Below are 19,181 nucleotides of genomic sequence, written 5' to 3' on the forward strand. Positions count from 1 at the left end.
GCCCGGAACGGCGATTGTGTCCGCAGGACCGCATCGGCGACGTGCAGGATTGCGCACCTCAAACAATCCATAACGCTAAGTTTTAACGTTAAGCCAGCTTTAAGACCTTGCCGCCATGGTCCGGGAGGTCACCAGAGCCGGCACCGAAAGCTTCCGGCACATTTAAGCGTGAAGGAATTCTTATGGCCCGCTCCAAGCTCGTCGCTTTGGTGCGCACCCTGACGCTCGCGGCGAGCGTCGGCGCGCCCTCACTGGCCGCAGCCGCCGACCTGCTGCCGCCCCCGCCCCCGCCGCCCTATGCCCCGCCGATCGAGGTCGGCGGTGGCTGGTACCTGCGCGGCGACGTCGGGGCCAGCGTCTACGACCGGGCGAAGTACAGCACGTCCTACGACTATGCCGGATACCCGGAGGCGAACCGCTCCTACGGCAACGAGGTCGGCGGCGGCGGCTTCGCCGGGGTCGGCGTCGGCTACCAGTTCACCCCGTTCCTGCGCGGCGACGTGACCGGCGAGTACCGCTACTCCACCGGCCTGCGCGGCAGCGAGTACTACAGGGGCCCCGACTACGACAACGGCCTCGGCTCGTACGGCATCAACAAGTCGAGCGGCCACTTCGATTCGGCCGTCGTCCTCGCCAACGCCTACTTCGACCTCGGCACCTGGTACGGCATCACGCCGTTCATCGGCGCCGGCGCCGGCTACGCCTTCAACCACGTCTCCGGCTACGGCACGAACGGCCAGTTCACCAGCCCGACCTACGCCTACGATTACGGCAACCCGCAATACGGCGGCTGCCCCTGCGCCCCGCCGACCTACAACTACACCCCGACCTACACGGTCGACGCGAACGGCAACGCGACGCCGGTCTACAACAGCCAGGCGACGACCAAGTCGTACAAGGACAAGACCACCGGCAGCTTCGCCTGGGCGCTCCATGCCGGTCTCGCCTACAACGTCACCGACGCGTTCAAGGTCGAGCTCGCCTACCGCTACCTGAACCTCGGCCACGCCTCGACCGGCGCCAGCTTCTCCACCTGCTGCGGCGAGGCCGGAGCCGGCGTGAAGATCAAGGACATCGAGGCCCACGACGTGAAGATCGGCGTGCGCTACCTGCTCGGCGGCCTCGTCGCCGCGCCGCTGCCGCCGCTGGTGCCCGACTATCAGCCGGCCCCGGGCCCGCTCGTCCGCAAGTACTGAGACACGTACCGAACCTGCACGGCCTCGACATCGAAGACGGCGCGGATCCGATCCGCGCCGTCTTCTTTCGTTTCAGGGTCGAGACGCATGCCACGGACCGCGAAATACGGTTAAGCCGTTCACAAGATTTGGGGTTTAGGGTCCTCGTCAAGTCGTCCTACGGGATGCAACCGTTGATCTTGCGTGAGGACTTTCCCCATGGCTGCGCTCGAACGCCGCTTCGCCGCCGCGGCGCTGCTTCTCCTCGGGATCGGCCGGGCCGAGGCCGCCGACCTGCTGCCCCCGCCCCCGCCGATGGCGCCGCCGGTCGCGGTCGGCGGCGGCTGGTATCTCCGGGCCGACTTCACCGAATCGGCCTACGCGCGCCCGCACGACGACACCCGGGCGGACGCGAACGACCCGGGCATGCCGCCGCTCGTCGGCCTGCGCCTGAGCGATGCGGCCGGCTACGGCGGCGGCGTCGGCTACCGGATCACCCCGTGGCTGCGCGTCGACGCGACCGTCGACCAGCGCGAGCCGGCCCGCTACGGCGCCGCCTCCTCGCGCTCGAACTTCGCCACCGGCTATAACGTCGAGGCGGCGCAGGTCTCCGCGCTCACCGCCCTCGTCAACGTCTACGCCGACCTAGGCACCTGGTGGGGGCTGACGCCCTATGTCGGCGCCGGCATCGGCCTCTCGGACATGGGCGTGGCGCGGGGCTACACCCAGACCACCTGCACGGTCGACGCCTGCGACGGCAACCCCGGCACCGGCCTGCGCACCGCCGTGGCGCGCCCGAACCGCTCGGTCGCCTCGCTCGCCTGGGCGCTGACCGGCGGCGTCTCCTACGCGATCGGCGGCGGCTTCAGCCTGGACGCGGCCTATCGCTACGTCGATTTCGGCAACGCCAAGAGCGGGCTCGACGCCTACAACGCCGGCACGCGGCTGAAGGACATCGCCGCCAACGAGTTCCGCCTCGGCCTGCGCTACGACCTCGGCGGCTTCGGCAGCGGCCCGAGCCTCGCCGGCCTCGGCGGCAGCGCCTACGGCAACTGATCCGCGACCGGGCGATCGCCGACGGACGCGAAGCGACCGCGGGCCTCGCGCGGGCCTCTTGCCCTGCGGCGAGATGGCTGGATCGGGGGCGTGACCGCCCCCGGGCGGTATCGGATTTCCCACCTCGCGACCGTCGCATGCGGGCGCTCGTCCGCGGCACGGCGGGCGAGCCGACGCCCGAAGCGACGGGCGTCGGCGGTCGGGGTGGCGTCGCGATCCGCGGATCGAAGCCTCGGCCCGGTCGCCGGGCGCGGGCGTGCGGTAAAATCCCGTCTTCGTTCCGGTTTTCGCGTCGCGTCCCCGCATTGGCACGGCACGCCGGCCGATATCGAAACCAGCCATTAAGGTTACTCTCCTATCAAGAGAGAACAGGTTTCGTAGTGCGGTCGTGTTGCCGCCCCGAGGACGACCGCGATGCGTAAGACTTCCCGCGCACTTCTTGCCGCCCTGAGCCTGGCCGGCCCGACCACGGCCCGCGCCGCCGACCTCGACTACGATTTCCTCCGCGGCCCCGACTACGACCCGCCGGTCGCGGTCACGGCGATCGACTGGAGCGGCGTGTATGTCGGCGGGCACGGCGGGTACAGCTCGGCCGCGCTCGGGTTCCAGAGGTCGTATCAGCCGTTGATCATCCAGCAGACGCACAACTCGACTGCCGAGTCGGACTTCGGCGCCTCCAACCTGTTAACGTCGAAGCCCAGACGCGTGGGCGACGTGAGCTTCGGCGGGTACGCCGGCTACAATGTCCAGTTCGACGACGTCGTCCTCGGTATCGAAGTCGACTACACCAGCTTCGGGCGCAGCGGCTCGTCTTCGGACGGCATCTCCCGTTTCAAGACCAACAGCCTCGGTTATCTCGAGACGGTCAGCCTGAACGGCGCCTCGAGCACCAAGATCAACGATTTCGGGACAATCCGCGCGCGCGCAGGCTACGCCTTCGGCAACCTTCTGCCTTACGTAACGGGCGGTTTCGCGATCGGTCGCGCCCGCATCGCGGACGGCGTGTTCATTGAGGATTCGGGATACAACGCCACCACCTACAACGCTAACCAGGCTCTGACGGTCGGCAAGCCGGCCTACGTCGAGAACTTCGGTTATCGTGCCGGAACGTTCAGCCAGACCGATCCCACGACGGGCGTCCCCTACTCCACCTATGTCAGCAAGTCGAAGACCAAGACGGTCGGCGGCGTCGCTCTGGGCGGCGGTCTCGAATACGCGATCACGCCGAGCATCCTGCTCCGCGCCGAATACCAGTACGTGCTGTTCAACGACTTCGACGGGCACAGGGCCAACCTCAACACCGTCCGCGGCGGCGCGGCCGTCAAGTTCTGACCGGCAAGCCGCCGACCGCCTTCCCTCGCGCCGGATGACCCCAATGCCCGTTCGGATCTCGCTCCCCCTCGCCGCCCTCGCGGGCCTGCTGGCGACGCTGTCGCTCGCCGGCCCTGCCGCGGCCGAGGGGCCGGGCTACGCCGAGGCGGCCCCGCGCGCCGCGCCGCGCCGCCTCGCGCATCGCCCCCTCCCCCCGGCCGGCCTCGACCGCCGGTACGGCGCCTATGCCGGGCCGCGCGTCTACGGCCCGGTCGTGCGCGCCTACCTGCCGCGCAACGACAACGTTCCGATGTACAACGAGCCGCCGCCGCGCTGAGGCGGCTTTCGAAGCGCGCCCGACCCGAACGGGGACCTGCCGCCCTTCCCCCCCCTCTGCGGGGGAGGGAAAAGCATGTTGCGCCGGCCTCTTCCGCCCGCCGCTCGTTCCGCTAGACATCGGGCTCCGCGCCGCGCGCGCGGGGCTTGGCGGGAGCGGGCGATGCGGATCCAGGGTCTCTCGGCGATCGTGACGGGCGGGGCCTCCGGGCTCGGGGCGGCGACGGCGCAGGCGCTGGCCGAGGCCGGCGCGCGGGTGGCGCTGCTCGACCTCGACGGGGCGGCGGCGCAAGCCCGGGCCGCCACGCTCGGCGGGATCGGCATCGCCTGCGACGTAGCGGACGCGGCGAGCGCCGAGGCCGCCGTGGCGCGGGCGGCCGAGGCGCACGGCCCCGCCCGCATCCTCGTCAACTGCGCCGGGATCGCGCCGGCCGCCCGCATCGTCGGGCGCGACGGCCCGGCCTCGCTCGACGGCTTCGCCCGGGTGATCCAGGTCAACCTCGTCGGCTCGTTCAACCTGATGCGGCTGGTGGCGGCGGGCGCCGCCGGGCTCGATCCCCTCGACGGGGGCGAGCGCGGGGTGATCGTCTCCACCGCCTCGATCGCTGCCTACGAGGGACAGGTCGGCCAGGCCGCCTACGCCGCCTCGAAGGCCGGCATCGTCGGGCTGACGCTGCCGGCGGCCCGCGAGCTCGCGCCGCTCGGCATCCGCGTCTGCGCGATCGCGCCCGGCATCTTCGGCACGCCGATGCTGCTCGGCCTGCCTCAGGACGTCCAGGACAGCTTGGGGGCCGCGGTGCCCTTCCCCGCCCGCCTCGGCCGGCCGGAGGAATACGCCGACCTCGTGCTGGCGATCGTCCGCAACCCGATGCTCAACGGCGAGACCATCCGCCTCGACGGCGCGTTGCGCATGCAGGCGCGCTGATCCGCGCACGAATCCTGCGTCGCATCGAAGGGAAGTCCGATGGGATCGTCCCTTCGGCGGGGGTCGGGCGGAGCCCGACGAACCGACCGGGCTTCGCCCTCGGCCCCGGACAAGGGATGACCCCTTATCGAAACCCGGACGTCACGCGCCGACCCTCAGTGAGCTGACCCGACATGTCGCAAACCTTCGACTGGACCTCCGCCTATCCCTCGATCCGCATGCCGATGTTCGGCCGCAACGTGGTCGCGACCTCGCACGCGCTGGCGGCGCAGGCCGGGATGCGGATGCTGTGGAAGGGCGGCAACGCGGTCGACGCGGCGATCGCCACCGCCGCGGCGAAGACGCTGACCGAGCCGTGCAGCAACGGGCTCGGCTCGGACGCCTTCTGCATCCTCTGGGACGGCCAGGAACTGCACGGCCTGAACGCCTCGGGCGGGGCGCCGGCCGCCTGGACGCCGGACTACTTCGCCCGGAAATACGGCCCGGCCACGCGGCCGCCGATGCGCGGCTGGGATTCGGTGACGGTGCCGGGCGCCGTCGGCGCCTGGGTCGCCCTGTCCGAGCGCTTCGGCAAGCTGCCCTTCGCCGACCTGCTGGAGCCGGCCATCGAGATCGCCGAGCGCGGCTACCTCGCGCCGATCGTGGTGCAGCAGAAATGGGCCGCCGCGGCAGCGGTCCCCGACCTCGTGCGCCAGCCGGGCTTTTCCGAGTTCTTCCTGCCCCGCGGCCGCGCGCCGGATGTCGGCGAGCTGGTGACGCTCAGGGCCGCCGCGCGGACGCTGCGCGCCATCGCCGAGACGAAGGGCAAAGCCTTCTACGAGGGCGAGATCGCCGAGGCCATGGCGCGGCACGCGGGCGCGAACGGCGGCGCGATGACGCTCGCGGACCTGTCCGCCTACCGCCCGGAATGGGTGACGCCGACGCGCAAGGACTACCGCGGCTACACGCTGCACGAGATCCCGCCGAACGGGCAGGGCATCGCCGCGCAGATCGCGCTGGGCATCCTCGAGAGCTTCGACCTCGCCGGGATGGCGGTGGACGGGGCGGAGGCGCAGCACCTGCAGATCGAGGCGATGAAGCTCGCCTTCGCCGACACCTACGCCCACGTCGCCGACGGGCCCGCGATGCGGGTGAGCCCCGAGGCGATGCTCGACGACGCCTACCTCGCGTCCCGCGCCAAGCTGATCGACCCGCGCCGCGCGCAGGATTTCGGCGCCGGCAACCCGGTGCGCGGCGGCACGATCTACCTCACCGCCGCCGACGAATCCGGGATGATGGTGAGCTTCATCCAGTCGAACTTCATGGGCTTCGGCTCCGGCGTGGTGGTGCCGGAGTGGGGCCTGTCGCTGCAGAACCGCGGCTACGGCTTCGTCCTCGACGAAACGAGCCCGAATTGCGTGGCGCCGGGCAAGCGCCCGTTCCACACCATCATCCCCGGCTTCCTCACGCAGGGGGGCGCCCCGGTGATGAGTTTCGGCGTGATGGGCGGCAACATGCAGCCGCAGGGCCACGTGCAGACGCTGGTGCGGATGATCGACCACGCCCAGAACCCGCAAGCCGCCTGCGACGCCCCGCGCTGGCGCTTCAACCAGGGCCTCGAGATCAACGCCGAATCCGCGATGCCGGCGGACACGCTCGACGGCCTCGTCGCCCGCGGCCACCGGGTCGCGGTGATCCGGGACAGCTACCAGGATTTCGGCGCCGGCCAGTTCATCTGGCGCATGGGCGACCCCGGCGTCGAAGGCTACGCCGCCGCCAGCGACCCGCGCCGCGACGGGCAGGCGGTGGTCTGGTGAGGCCGAAGCGCCCCGACGCGGCATCCCGGGTCGCCGCTGGCGATCGCGCGCCGAGCGGTTAGGCTGGCGCGGCGAAACATCCGTCCGCCGAGGCTCCCGGCCATGAACCCGTTCCTGTTCCAGACCACGCCGAACCTGCTGTTCGAGGCCGGGGCGGCGGGCAAGATCCCCGAGCTGGTCGCCAAGTTCGGCGCGCGAACCATCCTGCTGGTGACCGACCGGGGCGTGCGCGCCGCCGGGCTGACGCGGGCGGCCGAGGCGGCGCTGGCGCAGGCCGGCTGCCGCATCGACGTGTTCGCGGACGTGGTCGCGGACCCGCCGAGCCACGTGGTCGAGACCGCCGCGGCCTTCGCGCGGGCGTCGGGCGCGGAGCTGGTGCTCGCGATCGGCGGCGGCTCGGCGCTCGATACCGCCAAGCTCGTGGCCTACCTCGCCCGCTCGGACGACGCCCTGGACGCGATCTACGGCGTCGGCCTCGCCACGGGCGAGCGCCTGCCGCTGATCCTGGTGCCGACCACCGCCGGCACCGGATCGGAGGTGACGCCGATCGCCATCGTCACCACGCCCACGCAAGAGAAGAAAGGCGTCGTCGCCCCGCGCCTGCTGCCCGACTGGGCGGTGCTCGACCCGGAGCTGACGCTGGGCCTGCCCGCCGCCGTCACCGCGGCCACCGGCATCGACGCGATGGTGCACGCGATCGAGGCCTATACCAGCCGCCACCGCAAGAACCCGATCTCCGACGGCCTCGCCCGGCAGGCCCTGGGGCTGCTCGCCTGCCATATCCGGATCGCCTGCACCGACGGCGGAGATGTCGAGGCGCGCTCCGGGATGCTGCTCGGGTCGATGCTCGCCGGCATGGCCTTCGCCAACGCGCCGGTGGCGGCGGTGCACGCGCTCGCCTACCCGATCGGCGCGCTGTTCCACGTGCCGCACGGGCTCTCGAACGCGCTGGTGCTGATGGGCGTGCTGCGCTTCAACCTGCCGGAGGCGCAAGCGCTCTACGCCGAGCTCGCGCCGATCCTCGACCCGGACGCCCGCGACCGGCCGGCGGCGGAGGCGGCCGACCGCTTCGTCGCGGCGCTCGCCGCGATCTGCCGCGATTGCGGCGTCCCGGCCTCGCTCGCGGCGGTCGGCATCGCGGAGACGGACCTCGACCGCCTCGCCGACGACGCGATGAAGCAGACGCGGCTCCTGGTGAACAACCCGCGGACGGTGACCCGCGCCGACGCGCGCGCGATCTACGCCGCGGCGCTGGCGGGCACCGCCTGAGGGCGCCTTCGAGGAGGCGATCCCGGCTGTCGCCGACGGCCTTGGCCGCGATCCAGCCACCGCCCTCATCCTGAGGCGCGGCCGCTTCCGTCGCTCTCGCGCTTCGGCCGGTCCTTTTCGGGTCGATGTCCGTATAGGGGGGGGCACACAGGAGCGACGCCACCCACCATGCCAGCCATCGAGACGGTCCCGAACCGCGTCGTCGCCGCCGTCCGGCGGTCCTTCCGGCAGTTCCTGGCACTGCCGCTCGCGACGATCGTCGGCTTCGTCGGGCTCAATGCGCTGGTCTACCTCGCCGACCGCTCGTGGTCCGGCGGCGCGGCGCCCACGGGCTTCCGCTGGCTCGGCGCGCTGCTCGGAGACCGCGCCGCGCTCGGCGGCCTGCTCACCACCGTGGCGTCGAGCATCATCACCGTGACGTCGATCACCTTCTCGCTGCTGCTCATCGCCGTGCAGCAGGGCGCGGCCTCGCTCACCGCGCAGGTCACCGACCAGTTCATGGCCCGGCGCACCAACCAGTTCTACTTCGGCTACTTCGTCGGCCTGTCGGTCTTCGTGCTGATGACCCTGGTGACCAACACCGAGTTCCACCGGCCGGTCTTCGGCACGAGCCTGGCGCTGGTGATGACGACCTTCGCCCTCTGCCTCGTCATCGTGATGCTCTACAACACCATCGATCAGATGCGGCCCGAGCGCATCGTCCAGTTCATCCACGCGCAGATCCTCGAGGCCCGCGCCGACGACGAGCGCCTGCTCGCGCGCACCCGCCGGACGCCCCGGCCGGGCTGGGACGTCCGCGCGGTGGTGCGCGCGACCGAGCGCGGCTACGTCGTCGGCCTCGACGCAGACCGGATCCAGGCGGCGATCGCGCGCGCCGCGCCGGACGCCGTCGAGGTTCGGATGCGGGTTCCGGTCGGCACCTTCCGGGCGCTCGGCGACCCGCTCTTCGACATCCGGGCCCGGCCGGGCTTCGTGCTGGAAGCGGAAGCGCGGGAGGCGGTCGAGGCCGCGTGCGGGCGGGCGCTCACCTTCGACGACGGGCGCGACCTCGGGCACGATGCCGGCTACGGCCTGCACCAGCTCGCGACCATCGCCTGGACCTCGGTCTCGACCGCGAAGTCGAACCCCAGCCCCGGCCGCGTCGTGCTCCTGGCTTTGCGCGACATCGTCGCCCGCTGGAGCCCCGGCGAGGTCGACCCGCCGGAGGCACTGGGCGCGCACGTGATCCTGGCCGACCACGCCCCGACCGCGGCCACCGATGCGCTGGAGGCGGTGATCGTCGTCGCCTCGGAATCGATCCAGTGCCAGACCCTCGCCGAGGCGATGGACAGCCTGGCGATCCTGCTCGGCCACGTCGCCGCGCCGACGGCCGACCGCCTCGCCGGCATCGCCCAACGCTCGCTCTCCGCCCTCGGCGAGCACGTGCTGACCCGCGAGCTCGAAGCCGCCCTCGACGGCCTCGCCGCGGCGTTGGCCACGCGCGGCTTCGACGACGGCGCGGCGGCGACGCGGGCGCTGGCCGAAAGCCACGGCATGCTCAACTCGCGATCGACCCGCGTGCCGGGAACCACCGGCTGACCCGCCGCGGACAGCGGCCCCGTTCTCGGGAATTTCCGGCCACTCGTCCCGCCCGCGCCCTCATCCTGAGGTGCTTGCGCGAAGCGGACGCCTGGAAGGAGGCTCCCGGGGATCGCGCGACCACTGGAAGGCTCCTTCGCGGCGGCCGCCGCGGGGCCGCACCTCAGGACGAGGGGGTGGTTTGGGGCGAGGCGCGTTCGCCAGAACGCCGCGCCGCTACTTCGGCGCGGTCGCACCCGCCGGCTTGGCGGCCGCGGGCTTCGGCGCGGCTCCGGGCTTCCCCGCCCATTCCGGGTCCGAGCGCGGGCCGCCGGGGGTGTCGGTCGCGGCGGTGAGCTGGCCGGGCACCACGTCGCCCACCCGCGTCCAGGTCTGGGTCTGGCACAGCACGGAGATCAGGCAGCCCTTCACCGACAGCTCGGCGGGGGTCTCGCTCCAGATCGTCACGTCGTAGGACTTGCCGTTGTCGCCGTTGTAGATCTTGCCGACGAACCGGCCCTCCTCGTTGCGCTTCAGGCCGAGGATCATCTGGTGGCCGAGGAGCGGCCGGGCCTGCCGCTTCGGGTCGGGGTTGTAGCGGTCGATCTTCGGCTTGCCGTCCTCGCCCAGCGGCTTCGAGCCCCAGACGACGTAGCCGCACAGGTTCGCGCCGCCCGGCCCGCAATGCTCGGTCCGCACCCGGGCGCGCCCGTCCTCGGTGAACCAGGTGCCGGTGGGGTCGGCCGCGACCGCCGGGCTGGCCCCGAGGGCGGAGGCGGCGGCGAGGCCGAGGAGGGCGAAGGTCGAGACGCGGGCGGACATGACGGTCATTCGGTTTCCTCAGGGGGAAGGGGAGGGATGGGCCGCGGGCGCGGTGCCGGCCTCGTCGCGGGCGCCGACGAAGCGGTTGAGCACCCGTCCGAGGACGCGGCTCAAGCCCTCCATCAGCAGGAACACCGCCGGCACGAAGACCAGCGAGAGCAGGGTCGAGACGATCAGCCCGGCGATCACCGCGACCGCCATCGGCGCGCGGAACTCGCCGCCGACGCCGAGCGCCATCGCGGAGGGCACCATGCCGGCGGCCATGGCGATCGTCGTCATCACGATCGGGCGGGCACGCTTGCGGCCGGCCTCGACGATCGCGGTAACGGGATCGACGCCGCGTCCCATCTCCTCGACGGCGAAATCCACCAGCATGATCGCGTTCTTGGTCACCAGCCCCATCAGCATCAGGATGCCGATCACCACCGGCATCGAGATCGGCATGCTCATCACGAGCAGGCCGAGGATCGCGCCGCCGATCGAGAGCGGCAGCGAGAACAGGATCGTCAGCGGCTGCAGGAACGAGCCGAACAGCAGCACGAGCACGGCGTACACCATCATGATCCCGGCGCCCATCGCCAGAAGGAAGCCGGAGAAGACCTCGCCCATGATCTCGGCGTCGCCGGTCTGGCGGATGGTGACGCCCGGCGGCAGGCTCTTGGCGGTCGGCGTCTCCAGCGCCTGGGCGATCAGCGAGCCCAGCGCGTCCGAGCCCTCCATGTTGGCCTCCACGGCCACGCGCACGACGCGGTCGTAGCGGTCGATCGCGCCCGGGCCCTGGTCGAGCTCGATGTCGGCCACCGCCGCCAGCGGCACCGCGGTGCCGTTGTTGGCCGGCACCTTCAGGTTCTCCAGCCGCGAGACCGTGCCGCGGGCGCTGTCGGGCAGCTGCACCCGGATCGGGATCTGGCGGTCGGCGGCGTTGAACTTGGCGAGGTTCAGGCCGATGTCGCCGATCGTTCCGACCCGCACCGTCTCGGCGATGGCGTCGGTCGAGACGCCGAGATCGGCCGCGACGCCGGGCTTCGGGCGGATGCGGACCTCGGTGCGGTTCAGGGGCGCCGTCGACATCACCGCGACGAGATGGGGGATCGCGGCCATGTCGCGCTGGAGCCTGGCGGCGACCTCGGCCACCACGCCGGCATCGGGGCCGCCGACCACGAGGGCGAGGTCGCGCTGGCCCGAGTCGCGCAGGGACCACGAGCGGATGTCGGGCTCCTGCGCGATCAGCCCGGCGATCTCGGTCTCGACGGCGGCCTGCGACTGGGCGCGGGCGTTCTTCGGCGTCAGGTTGACGGTGAGCGTGGCCAGCCGCGTCTCCCGCTTGCCGCCGACCTGCCGGCCGCCGTCGACGAAGACCGAGACCACCTCGGGCAGGGCGCGGATGCGCGCGACCACCCGGTCGGACACGGCGATGGTGTCGGCGAGCCGCGCGCCCGGCGCCAGCTCGAGCATGAACAGGGTGCGGGCGTTGTCCTGCTTCGGCACGAAGCCGGAGGGCAGCAGGCCGGTGGAGGCGAGCGAGCCGGCAAACAGGGCCAGCCCGACGAGGAGGGTGACCACCCGGTGGCGCACCGACCAGCCGACGAGGCGGCCGTAGGCGCGCATCACCGGCCCCTCGCTCTCCGCGTGGTGGGCGTGGTCGCGCAGGAAGTAGGCCGCGAGCATCGGCGTGATCAGCCGCGCGACCAGCAGCGACATGAACACCGAGACCGCGATGGTGAGCCCGAACTGGATGAAGTAGCGCCCGGCGATCCCCGGCATGAACGACACCGGCGCGAACACCGCGATCAGGGTCGCGGTGATGGCGATGACGGCGAGCCCGATCTCGTCGGCGCCCTCGATCGCCGCCCGGTAGGCGGACTTGCCCATCCGCATGTGGCGGACGATGTTCTCGATCTCGACGATGGCGTCGTCGACCAGGATGCCGGTCACCAGGGTGATCGCCAGCAGGCTGATGCCGTTCAGGGTGAAGCCGAGCGCGTCCATCGCCCAGAAGGTCGGGAACACGGAGAGCGGCAGGGCCAAGGCCGCGATCAGCGTCGCGCGCCAGTCGCGCAGGAACAGGAACACCACCAGCACGGCGAGCGCCGCGCCCTCGATCAGGGTGTGCATCGCAGAATCGTAGGAGCCGATCGTGGCCGAGACCGAGGAGTCGATCCTTTCGAATTTGACGTCGGGGTAGCTGGTCGCGAACTCCGAGATCTTCCTTTCGACGCCGGCGGCGACCTCGGCGTCGCTCGCGCCCGAGCCGCGCGAGACCGCAAAGGCGACCACCGGCCGGCCGTCGAAGCGGGCGAAGGTGCGCGGCTCCTCGATCGCGTCCCGCACGGTGGCCAGATCCGCGAGGCGCACCTTGCGGCCGCCGGGCAGGACGATGGAGGTGGCCTTGAGGTCGGCGAGCGTCCGCGAGGCGGCCAGCGTCCGGATCGACTGCTCGCGCCCGCCGACCTCGCCGCGTCCGCCGGCCATGTCGGCCGAGGTCAGGCGCACCTGCCGGTTGACGTCGGCCGCGGTGATGCCGAGCGCCAGCAGCCGGTCGGGCTGCAGCTCGATGCGCATCTCGCGCGCCACGCCCCCGACCCGCTCGACGCCGCCGACGCCCTTCACCCCCTGGAGGATGCGCGCGAACCTGTCCTCGACGAGCCAGGACAGGTCGGCGGGCGTCATCGCCGGCGCGGTGACGCCGTAGATCAGGATCGGCAGGCCGGCGATCTCGACCCGGCTGATCACCGGCTCGTCGATGGTGCGCGGCAGGTTGATGCGGATCTTCGAGACCGCGTCCTTGACGTCGTTGACGGCCCGGTCGGTGTTCACCTCGAGCCGGAACTCGACGGTGGTGACGGACGAGCCCTCGGTGATCGCCGAGGTGATGTGCTTGACCCCGCGCACGCCGGCGATCGAGTCCTCGACCCATTTCGTGACCTGGGTCTGGAGCTCGGAGGGTGCCGCGCCCGACTGCGTGATCGCCACCGAGACGATCGGCACGTCGACGTTCGGCATCCGCGTGACCGCGAGCCCGCGGAAGCTGACGAGGCCGAGCACGATCAGCACGAGGAACAGGACCAGCGGCCCGATCGGGTTGCGGATCGCGTAGGCCGAGACGTTCAGGCGCATCGGGCGGCCCGTTCTTTCTGCGTCACTTGGCGGGGCGGCGTCGGCTCAGGGGACGCCGGCGTCGGCGCTCGCCTCGGGCGACGGCGCCTCGGCCACGGCCGGGGCGACGGCCGCCAGCGGAACGGGGCGGACCTTGTCGCCGTCCCGCAGGAAGCTGCCGGCGCGGGCGACGACGCGCTCGCCCTCGAAGAGCCCGCTGCGGATCTCGATGTCGTCGTCGTCGGACAGGCCGGTGCGGACCTGGCGGGCCTCGACCGTGTCGCCGGCGACCACGAGGACGCTGCTGCGCGCCGGGCCGCCGTAGAGCACCGCGGCCTGGGGAACGGCGACGCCGCGGGTGCGGGCGATCTCGACCGCGCCGCGGGCGAAGGTGCCGATGCGCAGCCGCGGGTCGGCCTCGAGCCGGACGCGGACCTTGCCGAGCCGGCTCGCCCGGTCGACCTCCGGGTAGACCGCGCGGACGCTGCCCTGGACGCGCGCGCCCGCGCCGATCTCGATCCAGGCCGGGCGGCCCTCCCGCAGCAGCGGCAGCTTGGTCTCGACGACCTCGCCTTCGAGCTCGATCTCGCCCCGGGCGATCAGGCGGAACAGCGGCTCGGCCGCGGACGAGGCGGTGATGCCGACGCGCGCGGTGCGGCGGTTGACGATGCCGGCTTCCGGCGCGCGGATCTCGGTGCGGGCGAGCCGCAGCTCCAGCTCGTCGCGCACCGCCTTCGCCTGGGCCAGCTCGGCCTTCGCGATGACCAGGCCGTTGCGGGCGAAGGCGAGCTTGCCCTCGGCCTGGCGCAGGGTGGAGGTGCGCCCTTCCAGGATCGCCGCCGTGCCGTTCCCGGTCTGCATCAGCTGCTTGGCGCGGTCGAACGCGAGGCGCGCCTCGACGGCGGCGGCTTCCGCCTGCTCGATGGTGCTCTCGGCCTGCGGGACGGCGGCGGTGGCCTTGTCCACCAGGGCGGATTGCTGGGCGAGCTGGCGGTCGATCAGGTCGTGCGACAGGCGGGCGAGCACCTGGCCGCGGGCGACGCGCGCGCCCTCCTCGACCAGGACCTCGGTGACGCGGTAACCGTCGATCTCGGGCGTCACCAGGATCTCGTCGCGCGGCACCAGCGTGCCGGTGACGACCACGCTCTCGACGATCTCGCGGCGCGCCGCCTCGACCACGCTGACCGCGGGCGCGGGGCTCGCCGCGGCGGGCGCCGGGGCGGTCTCGGCCCGTGCCGGCAGGGACAGGGGGAGCACGAGGGCCAGGGCGGCGAGGCCGAGGCGATGGGCGCGAACGGTCATCGGCCGGTCTCCGCGGGCGTCGAGGCGAGGGGAAGGCGCCCGTCGAGGCCCGCATCGAGCAGGGCGAGGAGCTGGGCGACGGCGGCGGCCGGGTCGTAGCCGGGCAGCAGCGCCCGGTCGACGATGATCCCCTTCATCAGGGGGCCGAGCAGGGCGTAGAGGGCGGCCGGGTCGCAGGCGGGGGACCGCGCCAGGGCGGCGAAGGTCTCGACGAACCAGCCCCGCGCCTCGGCCTCGGCCCGCGCGGTCATCGCGGCGATCGCCGGGTTGCGCGTCGCCTCCGACCAGATGTCGACCCGCAGGATCGCGGTCTCGCGGGTGATCGAGACGAAGTAGCGGGTGATGATGCCGAGCAGCGCCGCGCGGCGGTCGCCGTCGCGCTCCAGCTCGGCCACGAGCAGGGCGCCGCGGGCGCGCTCGCACTCGGCGAGCCCGAGGACGAGGTCCTCCTTCGAGGCGAAGTAGCGGTAGACGTTGCCGGCGCTCATCGCCGCCTCGCGGGCGAGGTCCTGCATCGTGGTGCGGTGGAAGCCGTTGCGCACGAAGCAGGCCTCGGCCGCGGCCAGGATGTGCTCGCGCCGGGCCGACGGCTCGATGCGCGCCGAGACGGCGCTGCCGGCGCTCATCGCGCGAGGCTCGCCGCCGGGACGTGGGGCACGATGCGGCTCGCGTCCTTCGCGGGCGGGATTCCCTGGCAGGCGGCGGGACGAACCGCGAGCCTGGCACAGGACCGCGCCTGCCATCCGTCGGGACCGGCCCCGGTCCAGCCGATCAGCGCGACCCAGGCGAGCCCGAGGATCCCGACGAGCGCGAGGTTCGCCGGCGTGGCCACGGCGCGAAGCTCCGCGGGGCGGAGGGCGGTGCCGGGATCGGAAACGGAAAGGCCCATGGCGGATTCCTGTGTGCCGCCCCCGTGTAATGAACGTTCATTCTTGTGTCAATGAACGTTCATTCTCAGATCGGCTCAGGAAGCGCGTCGTCGCTGCAGCCCGTCTCCCCCCCCACGGGGGAGGGAAGACGGGATCGCTCAGGCCGAAACGCTCACGCCGCGGCGCGGGTCACCGCGTCGACGACCGCGTCGACGACGTCGTTGACGAGGCCGCGGTCGTCGCCCTCGGCCATGACGCGGATGACCGGCTCGGTGCCGGACGGGCGGATGACGAGGCGGCCGGCGTTGCCGAGGCGCTCGCGGGCGTGCTCGATCGCGGTGACGACGCTGTCGGCCCGCAGCGGCTCGCCGGAGCGATAGCGCACGTTCTTCAGGATCTGCGGCAGCGGGTCGAAGCAGTGGCAGACCTCGCTCACCGGCCGCGCGCTGCGCTGGACCACGCTCAGCACCTGCAGCGCGGCCACCAGCCCGTCGCCGGTGGTGGCGTAGTCCGACATGATGATGTGGCCGGACTGCTCGCCGCCGAGGTTGTAGCCGTGCTCGCGCATGTGCTCGAGCACGTAGCGGTCGCCCACCGCCGTGCGGGCGAGCGAGAGGCCGATCCCGCCGAGGTAGCGCTCCAGCCCGAGGTTGGACATGATCGTGGCCACGATCCCCGGCTGGGTCAGGAGGTCGTCCTCCTTCCACGAGCGGGCGACGACGGCCATGAGCTGGTCGCCGTCGACGACCTGCCCCTTCTCGTCGACGATCAGCACCCGGTCGGCGTCGCCGTCGAGCGCGATGCCGATGTCGGCGCGCAGCTCGCGGACCTTGCCGACCAGGGCGGCGGGCGCGGTCGAGCCGACGTCGCGGTTGATGTTGAAGCCGTCCGGCTCGACGCCGATGGCGATGACCTCGGCGCCGAGCTCCCACAGGGTCTCGGGGGCGACGCGGTAGGCGGCGCCGTTGGCGCAGTCGACCACGATGCGCAGGCCGTCCAGCGTCACGTTGCGCGGCAGCGAGCGCTTGGCGAACTCGATGTAGCGGGCATGCACGCTCTCGATGCGCTTGGCCCGGCCGAGCGACATGGAGCCGGCGAGCCGGGTGTGCAGCTCGCCGTCGATCAGCGCCTCGATCTCGCGCTCGATCGCGTCGTTCAGCTTGAACCCGTCCGGCCCGAACAGCTTGATGCCGTTGTCCTCGAACGGGTTGTGCGAGGCGGAGATCATCACGCCGATGTCGGCGCGCATCGAGCGGGTGAGCATCGCCACCGCCGGCGTCGGCATCGGCCCGAGCTGCAGCACGTCCATGCCGACCGAGGTGAAGCCGGCGATGAGCGCGGTCTCGATCATGTAGCCCGACAGGCGGGTGTCCTTGCCGATGACGACGCGGTGGCGATGGTCGCCGCGCTGGAACACCAGGCCCGCCGCCTGGCCGACCTTCAGCGCCAGCTCCGGCGTGATCACCCCGTTGGCCCGGCCGCGAATGCCGTCGGTGCCGAAATACTTTCTCACGAAACTCTCCGTCCCATCGGGCACGCGACGTTGCGGGCAACCTATCATCGATCGCACGGCACGCGCGGATCGTGTCCCGTTACGGTGAATCGACGCCGCCTCTTCCCTCCCCCGCAGAGGGGGAGGGAAGACCCGCGCTGCGTCTCCCATGCCTGTCTGTCTCGGATGCTGGACATACGAAAAAGGGCGCCGTCGTGGCGCCCTTCCCGTTCGTCGGTGGTGAGGCTCTCAGCCCTGCGGCTGCGGCTCGAGGCCGCCGTCGCTCTCCTTCGGGCGGCCGCGGCCGGCCGACGGGACCGAGGAACCGCGGGCCGGCGTCGGGGGCACGTCGCCACCGTCGCGGACCGGGGGACGGCCCTTCAGCAGGTTCTTGATCTCGTCGCCGGACAGCGTCTCGTATTCGAGCAGCCCCTGCGCCAGCGCCTCGAGGTCGTCCTTCCTGTCGGCGAGGATGCGGCGGGCCTCCTCAAGGCCGGTCTCGACCAGGCGGCGCACCTCGGCGTCGATCTTCTGGGCGGTCGACTCGGACACCGTCTGCTGGCGGCCCATCGACATGCCGAGGAAGACCTCGTCGTTGTTGTCGCCGTAGGCGACGGTGCCGAGCTCAGGCGAGAAGCCCCAGCGCGTGACCATCATCTTGGCGAGCCGCGTCGCCTGCTCGATGTCGGACTGGGCACCCGACGTCACCTTGTCCGGGCCGAAGGTCATCTCCTCGGCGATGCGGCCGCCCATCATGATCGCCAGCCGCGAGGTCATCTGCTCGAACGACATCGACAGCTTGTCGCGCTCGGGCAGCTGCATGACCATGCCCAAAGCCCGGCCGCGCGGGATGATCGTCGCCTTGTGGACGGGATCGGTGGCCGGGACGTTGAAGGCGACGATGGCGTGGCCGCCCTCGTGGTAGGCGGTGAGCCGCTTCTCGTCCTCGGTCATGACGAGGGTCCGACGCTCGGCGCCCATCATCACCTTGTCCTTGGCGTCCTCGAACTCGTGCATCGTGACGATGCGCTTGCCGCGGCGCGCGGCCAGCAGCGCCGACTCGTTGACGAGGTTCATCAGGTCGGCGCCCGAGAAGCCGGGGGTGCCGCGGGCGATGACCTTGAGATCGACGTCCGGCGCCAGCGGCACCTTGCGGACGTGGACGCGCAGGATGCGCTCGCGGCCGGTCACGTCCGGGTTCGGCACCATGATCTGGCGGTCGAACCGGCCGGGACGCAGCAGCGCAGGGTCGAGCACGTCGGGGCGGTTGGTCGCCGCGATGATGATCACGCCCTCGTTGGCCTCGAAGCCGTCCATCTCGACGAGCAGCTGGTTGAGGGTCTGCTCGCGCTCGTCGTTGCCGCCGCCGAGGCCGGCGCCGCGATGGCGGCCGACCGCATCGATCTCGTCGATGAAGATGATGCAGGGGGCGTTCTTCTTGGCCTGCTCGAACATGTCGCGCACGCGGCTGGCGCCGACGCCGACGAACATCTCGACGAAGTCCGAGCCGGAGATGGTGAAGAACGGCACGTTGGCCTCGCCCGCCACCGCGCGGGCGATCAGGGTCTTGCCGGTGCCGGGGGGGCCGACCAGGAGCACGCCGCGCGGGATGCGCCCGCCGAGCCGCTGGAACTTCTGCGGGTCGCGCAGGAACTCGACGATCTCCTGCAGATCCTCCTTCGCCTCTTCCACGCCGGCGACGTCGTCGAAGCTGACGCGCCCGTGCGCTTCATTGAGGAGCTTGGCCTTGGACTTGCCGAAGCCCATGGCGCGGCCGGCACCCGACTGCATCTGCCGGGACAGGAACACCCAGGCGCCGATGAAGACGAGGATCGGCAGCCAGCTCACCAGCAGCTGGATGAACCACGGGGTGTTGTCGGACGGCGGACGCGCGGTGATCTGCACGCCCTTGCCCGAAAGCTTCGAGACGAGGCCCGGATCGTTCGGCGCGTAGGAGGTGAAGCTGCCGCCGCCGACGTAGGAGCCGGACACGTCCTGGCCCGAGATCACGACGGACTGGATCTTGCCGGCATCGGCGTCGTTGAGAAGCTGGCTGTAGGCGATCTCGCTCCCGCCGCCGCGGTGACCCGGATTCTGGAACAGGGTCACCAGGGCCAGGACGAGGAGGAAGATGACGACCCACAGAGCAAAATTGCGAAAATTCGGGTTCATCGA

Annotated in this window: 15 protein-coding genes; 8 read left to right on the plus strand and 7 right to left on the minus strand. The window is 71.8% G+C overall.

Annotation, left to right across the window (positions count from 1 at the left end; genetic code table 11):
• Positions 1-182: 182 nt before the first annotated feature.
• The 8 genes from MKK64_RS24630 to MKK64_RS24665 all read left to right on the plus strand — a co-directional run bounded on the left by MKK64_RS24630 (position 183) and on the right by MKK64_RS24665 (position 9,446).
• Positions 183-1,196 (plus strand): outer membrane protein, encoded by a 1,014-nt coding sequence (locus MKK64_RS24630; RefSeq protein WP_147858285.1) that lies wholly within the window; start codon positions 183-185, stop codon positions 1,194-1,196.
• A gap of 198 nt (positions 1,197-1,394) precedes the next feature.
• Positions 1,395-2,231, plus strand: a complete 837-nt coding sequence (locus MKK64_RS24635; RefSeq protein ID WP_243938189.1) for an outer membrane protein — start codon at positions 1,395-1,397, stop codon at positions 2,229-2,231.
• Between the two features lie 414 nt (positions 2,232-2,645).
• A complete protein-coding gene (locus MKK64_RS24640; protein WP_147858306.1) occupies positions 2,646-3,563 on the plus strand; it encodes an outer membrane protein in 918 nt (305 codons plus the stop codon).
• 43 nt (positions 3,564-3,606) lie between these two features.
• Positions 3,607-3,879, plus strand: coding sequence for a hypothetical protein (locus MKK64_RS24645; protein ID WP_243938191.1), 273 nt, complete (start codon positions 3,607-3,609; stop codon positions 3,877-3,879).
• Positions 3,880-4,041: 162 nt separating this feature from the next.
• Positions 4,042-4,803, plus strand: coding sequence for an SDR family NAD(P)-dependent oxidoreductase (locus tag MKK64_RS24650; RefSeq protein ID WP_243938193.1), 762 nt, complete (start codon positions 4,042-4,044; stop codon positions 4,801-4,803).
• Between the two features lie 173 nt (positions 4,804-4,976).
• The gene (locus tag MKK64_RS24655; protein ID WP_243938195.1) at positions 4,977-6,599 is read left to right on the plus strand and encodes a gamma-glutamyltransferase family protein; all 1,623 of its coding nucleotides are present in this window, start codon (positions 4,977-4,979) and stop codon (positions 6,597-6,599) included.
• A gap of 102 nt (positions 6,600-6,701) precedes the next feature.
• Positions 6,702-7,868 (plus strand): iron-containing alcohol dehydrogenase, encoded by a 1,167-nt coding sequence (locus MKK64_RS24660; RefSeq protein WP_243938197.1) that lies wholly within the window; start codon positions 6,702-6,704, stop codon positions 7,866-7,868.
• Between the two features lie 168 nt (positions 7,869-8,036).
• Positions 8,037-9,446 (plus strand): DUF2254 family protein, encoded by a 1,410-nt coding sequence (locus MKK64_RS24665; RefSeq protein ID WP_243938198.1) that lies wholly within the window; start codon positions 8,037-8,039, stop codon positions 9,444-9,446.
• Positions 9,447-9,662: 216 nt separating this feature from the next.
• Here the strand turns inward: MKK64_RS24665 and MKK64_RS24670 are convergent, their stop codons facing one another.
• The 7 genes from MKK64_RS24670 to ftsH all read right to left on the minus strand — a co-directional run bounded on the left by MKK64_RS24670 (position 9,663) and on the right by ftsH (position 19,178).
• Positions 9,663-10,256: a DUF2147 domain-containing protein gene (locus tag MKK64_RS24670; protein WP_243938200.1), complete on the minus strand. Its 594-nt coding sequence runs from the start codon at positions 10,254-10,256 to the stop codon at positions 9,663-9,665.
• A gap of 9 nt (positions 10,257-10,265) precedes the next feature.
• A complete protein-coding gene (locus MKK64_RS24675) occupies positions 10,266-13,364 on the minus strand; it encodes an efflux RND transporter permease subunit (protein ID WP_243938202.1) in 3,099 nt (1,032 codons plus the stop codon).
• A 45-nt stretch (positions 13,365-13,409) separates the two neighbouring features.
• Positions 13,410-14,645, minus strand: a complete 1,236-nt coding sequence (locus tag MKK64_RS24680; protein WP_243938204.1) for an efflux RND transporter periplasmic adaptor subunit — start codon at positions 14,643-14,645, stop codon at positions 13,410-13,412.
• Positions 14,642-15,271, minus strand: coding sequence for a TetR/AcrR family transcriptional regulator (locus MKK64_RS24685; RefSeq protein WP_147728675.1), 630 nt, complete (start codon positions 15,269-15,271; stop codon positions 14,642-14,644). The genes MKK64_RS24680 and MKK64_RS24685 overlap by 4 nt, the downstream gene beginning before the upstream one ends.
• Positions 15,268-15,534 carry a hypothetical protein gene (locus MKK64_RS24690; RefSeq protein ID WP_243938206.1) on the minus strand — a complete coding sequence of 89 codons (267 nt, stop codon included), beginning with the start codon at positions 15,532-15,534 and terminating at the stop codon, positions 15,268-15,270. The genes MKK64_RS24685 and MKK64_RS24690 overlap by 4 nt, the downstream gene beginning before the upstream one ends.
• Before the next feature lie 152 nt (positions 15,535-15,686).
• Positions 15,687-17,027, minus strand: a complete 1,341-nt coding sequence (glmM, locus tag MKK64_RS24695) for a phosphoglucosamine mutase (protein WP_147728677.1) — start codon at positions 17,025-17,027, stop codon at positions 15,687-15,689.
• A gap of 228 nt (positions 17,028-17,255) precedes the next feature.
• A complete protein-coding gene (ftsH, locus tag MKK64_RS24700) occupies positions 17,256-19,178 on the minus strand; it encodes an ATP-dependent zinc metalloprotease FtsH (protein ID WP_147728678.1) in 1,923 nt (640 codons plus the stop codon).
• Between the last annotated feature and the right edge of the window lie 3 nt (positions 19,179-19,181).

The sequence above is a fragment of the Methylobacterium sp. E-025 genome (assembly GCF_022829705.1).
In the GTDB taxonomy this organism is placed as follows: domain Bacteria; phylum Pseudomonadota; class Alphaproteobacteria; order Rhizobiales; family Beijerinckiaceae; genus Methylobacterium.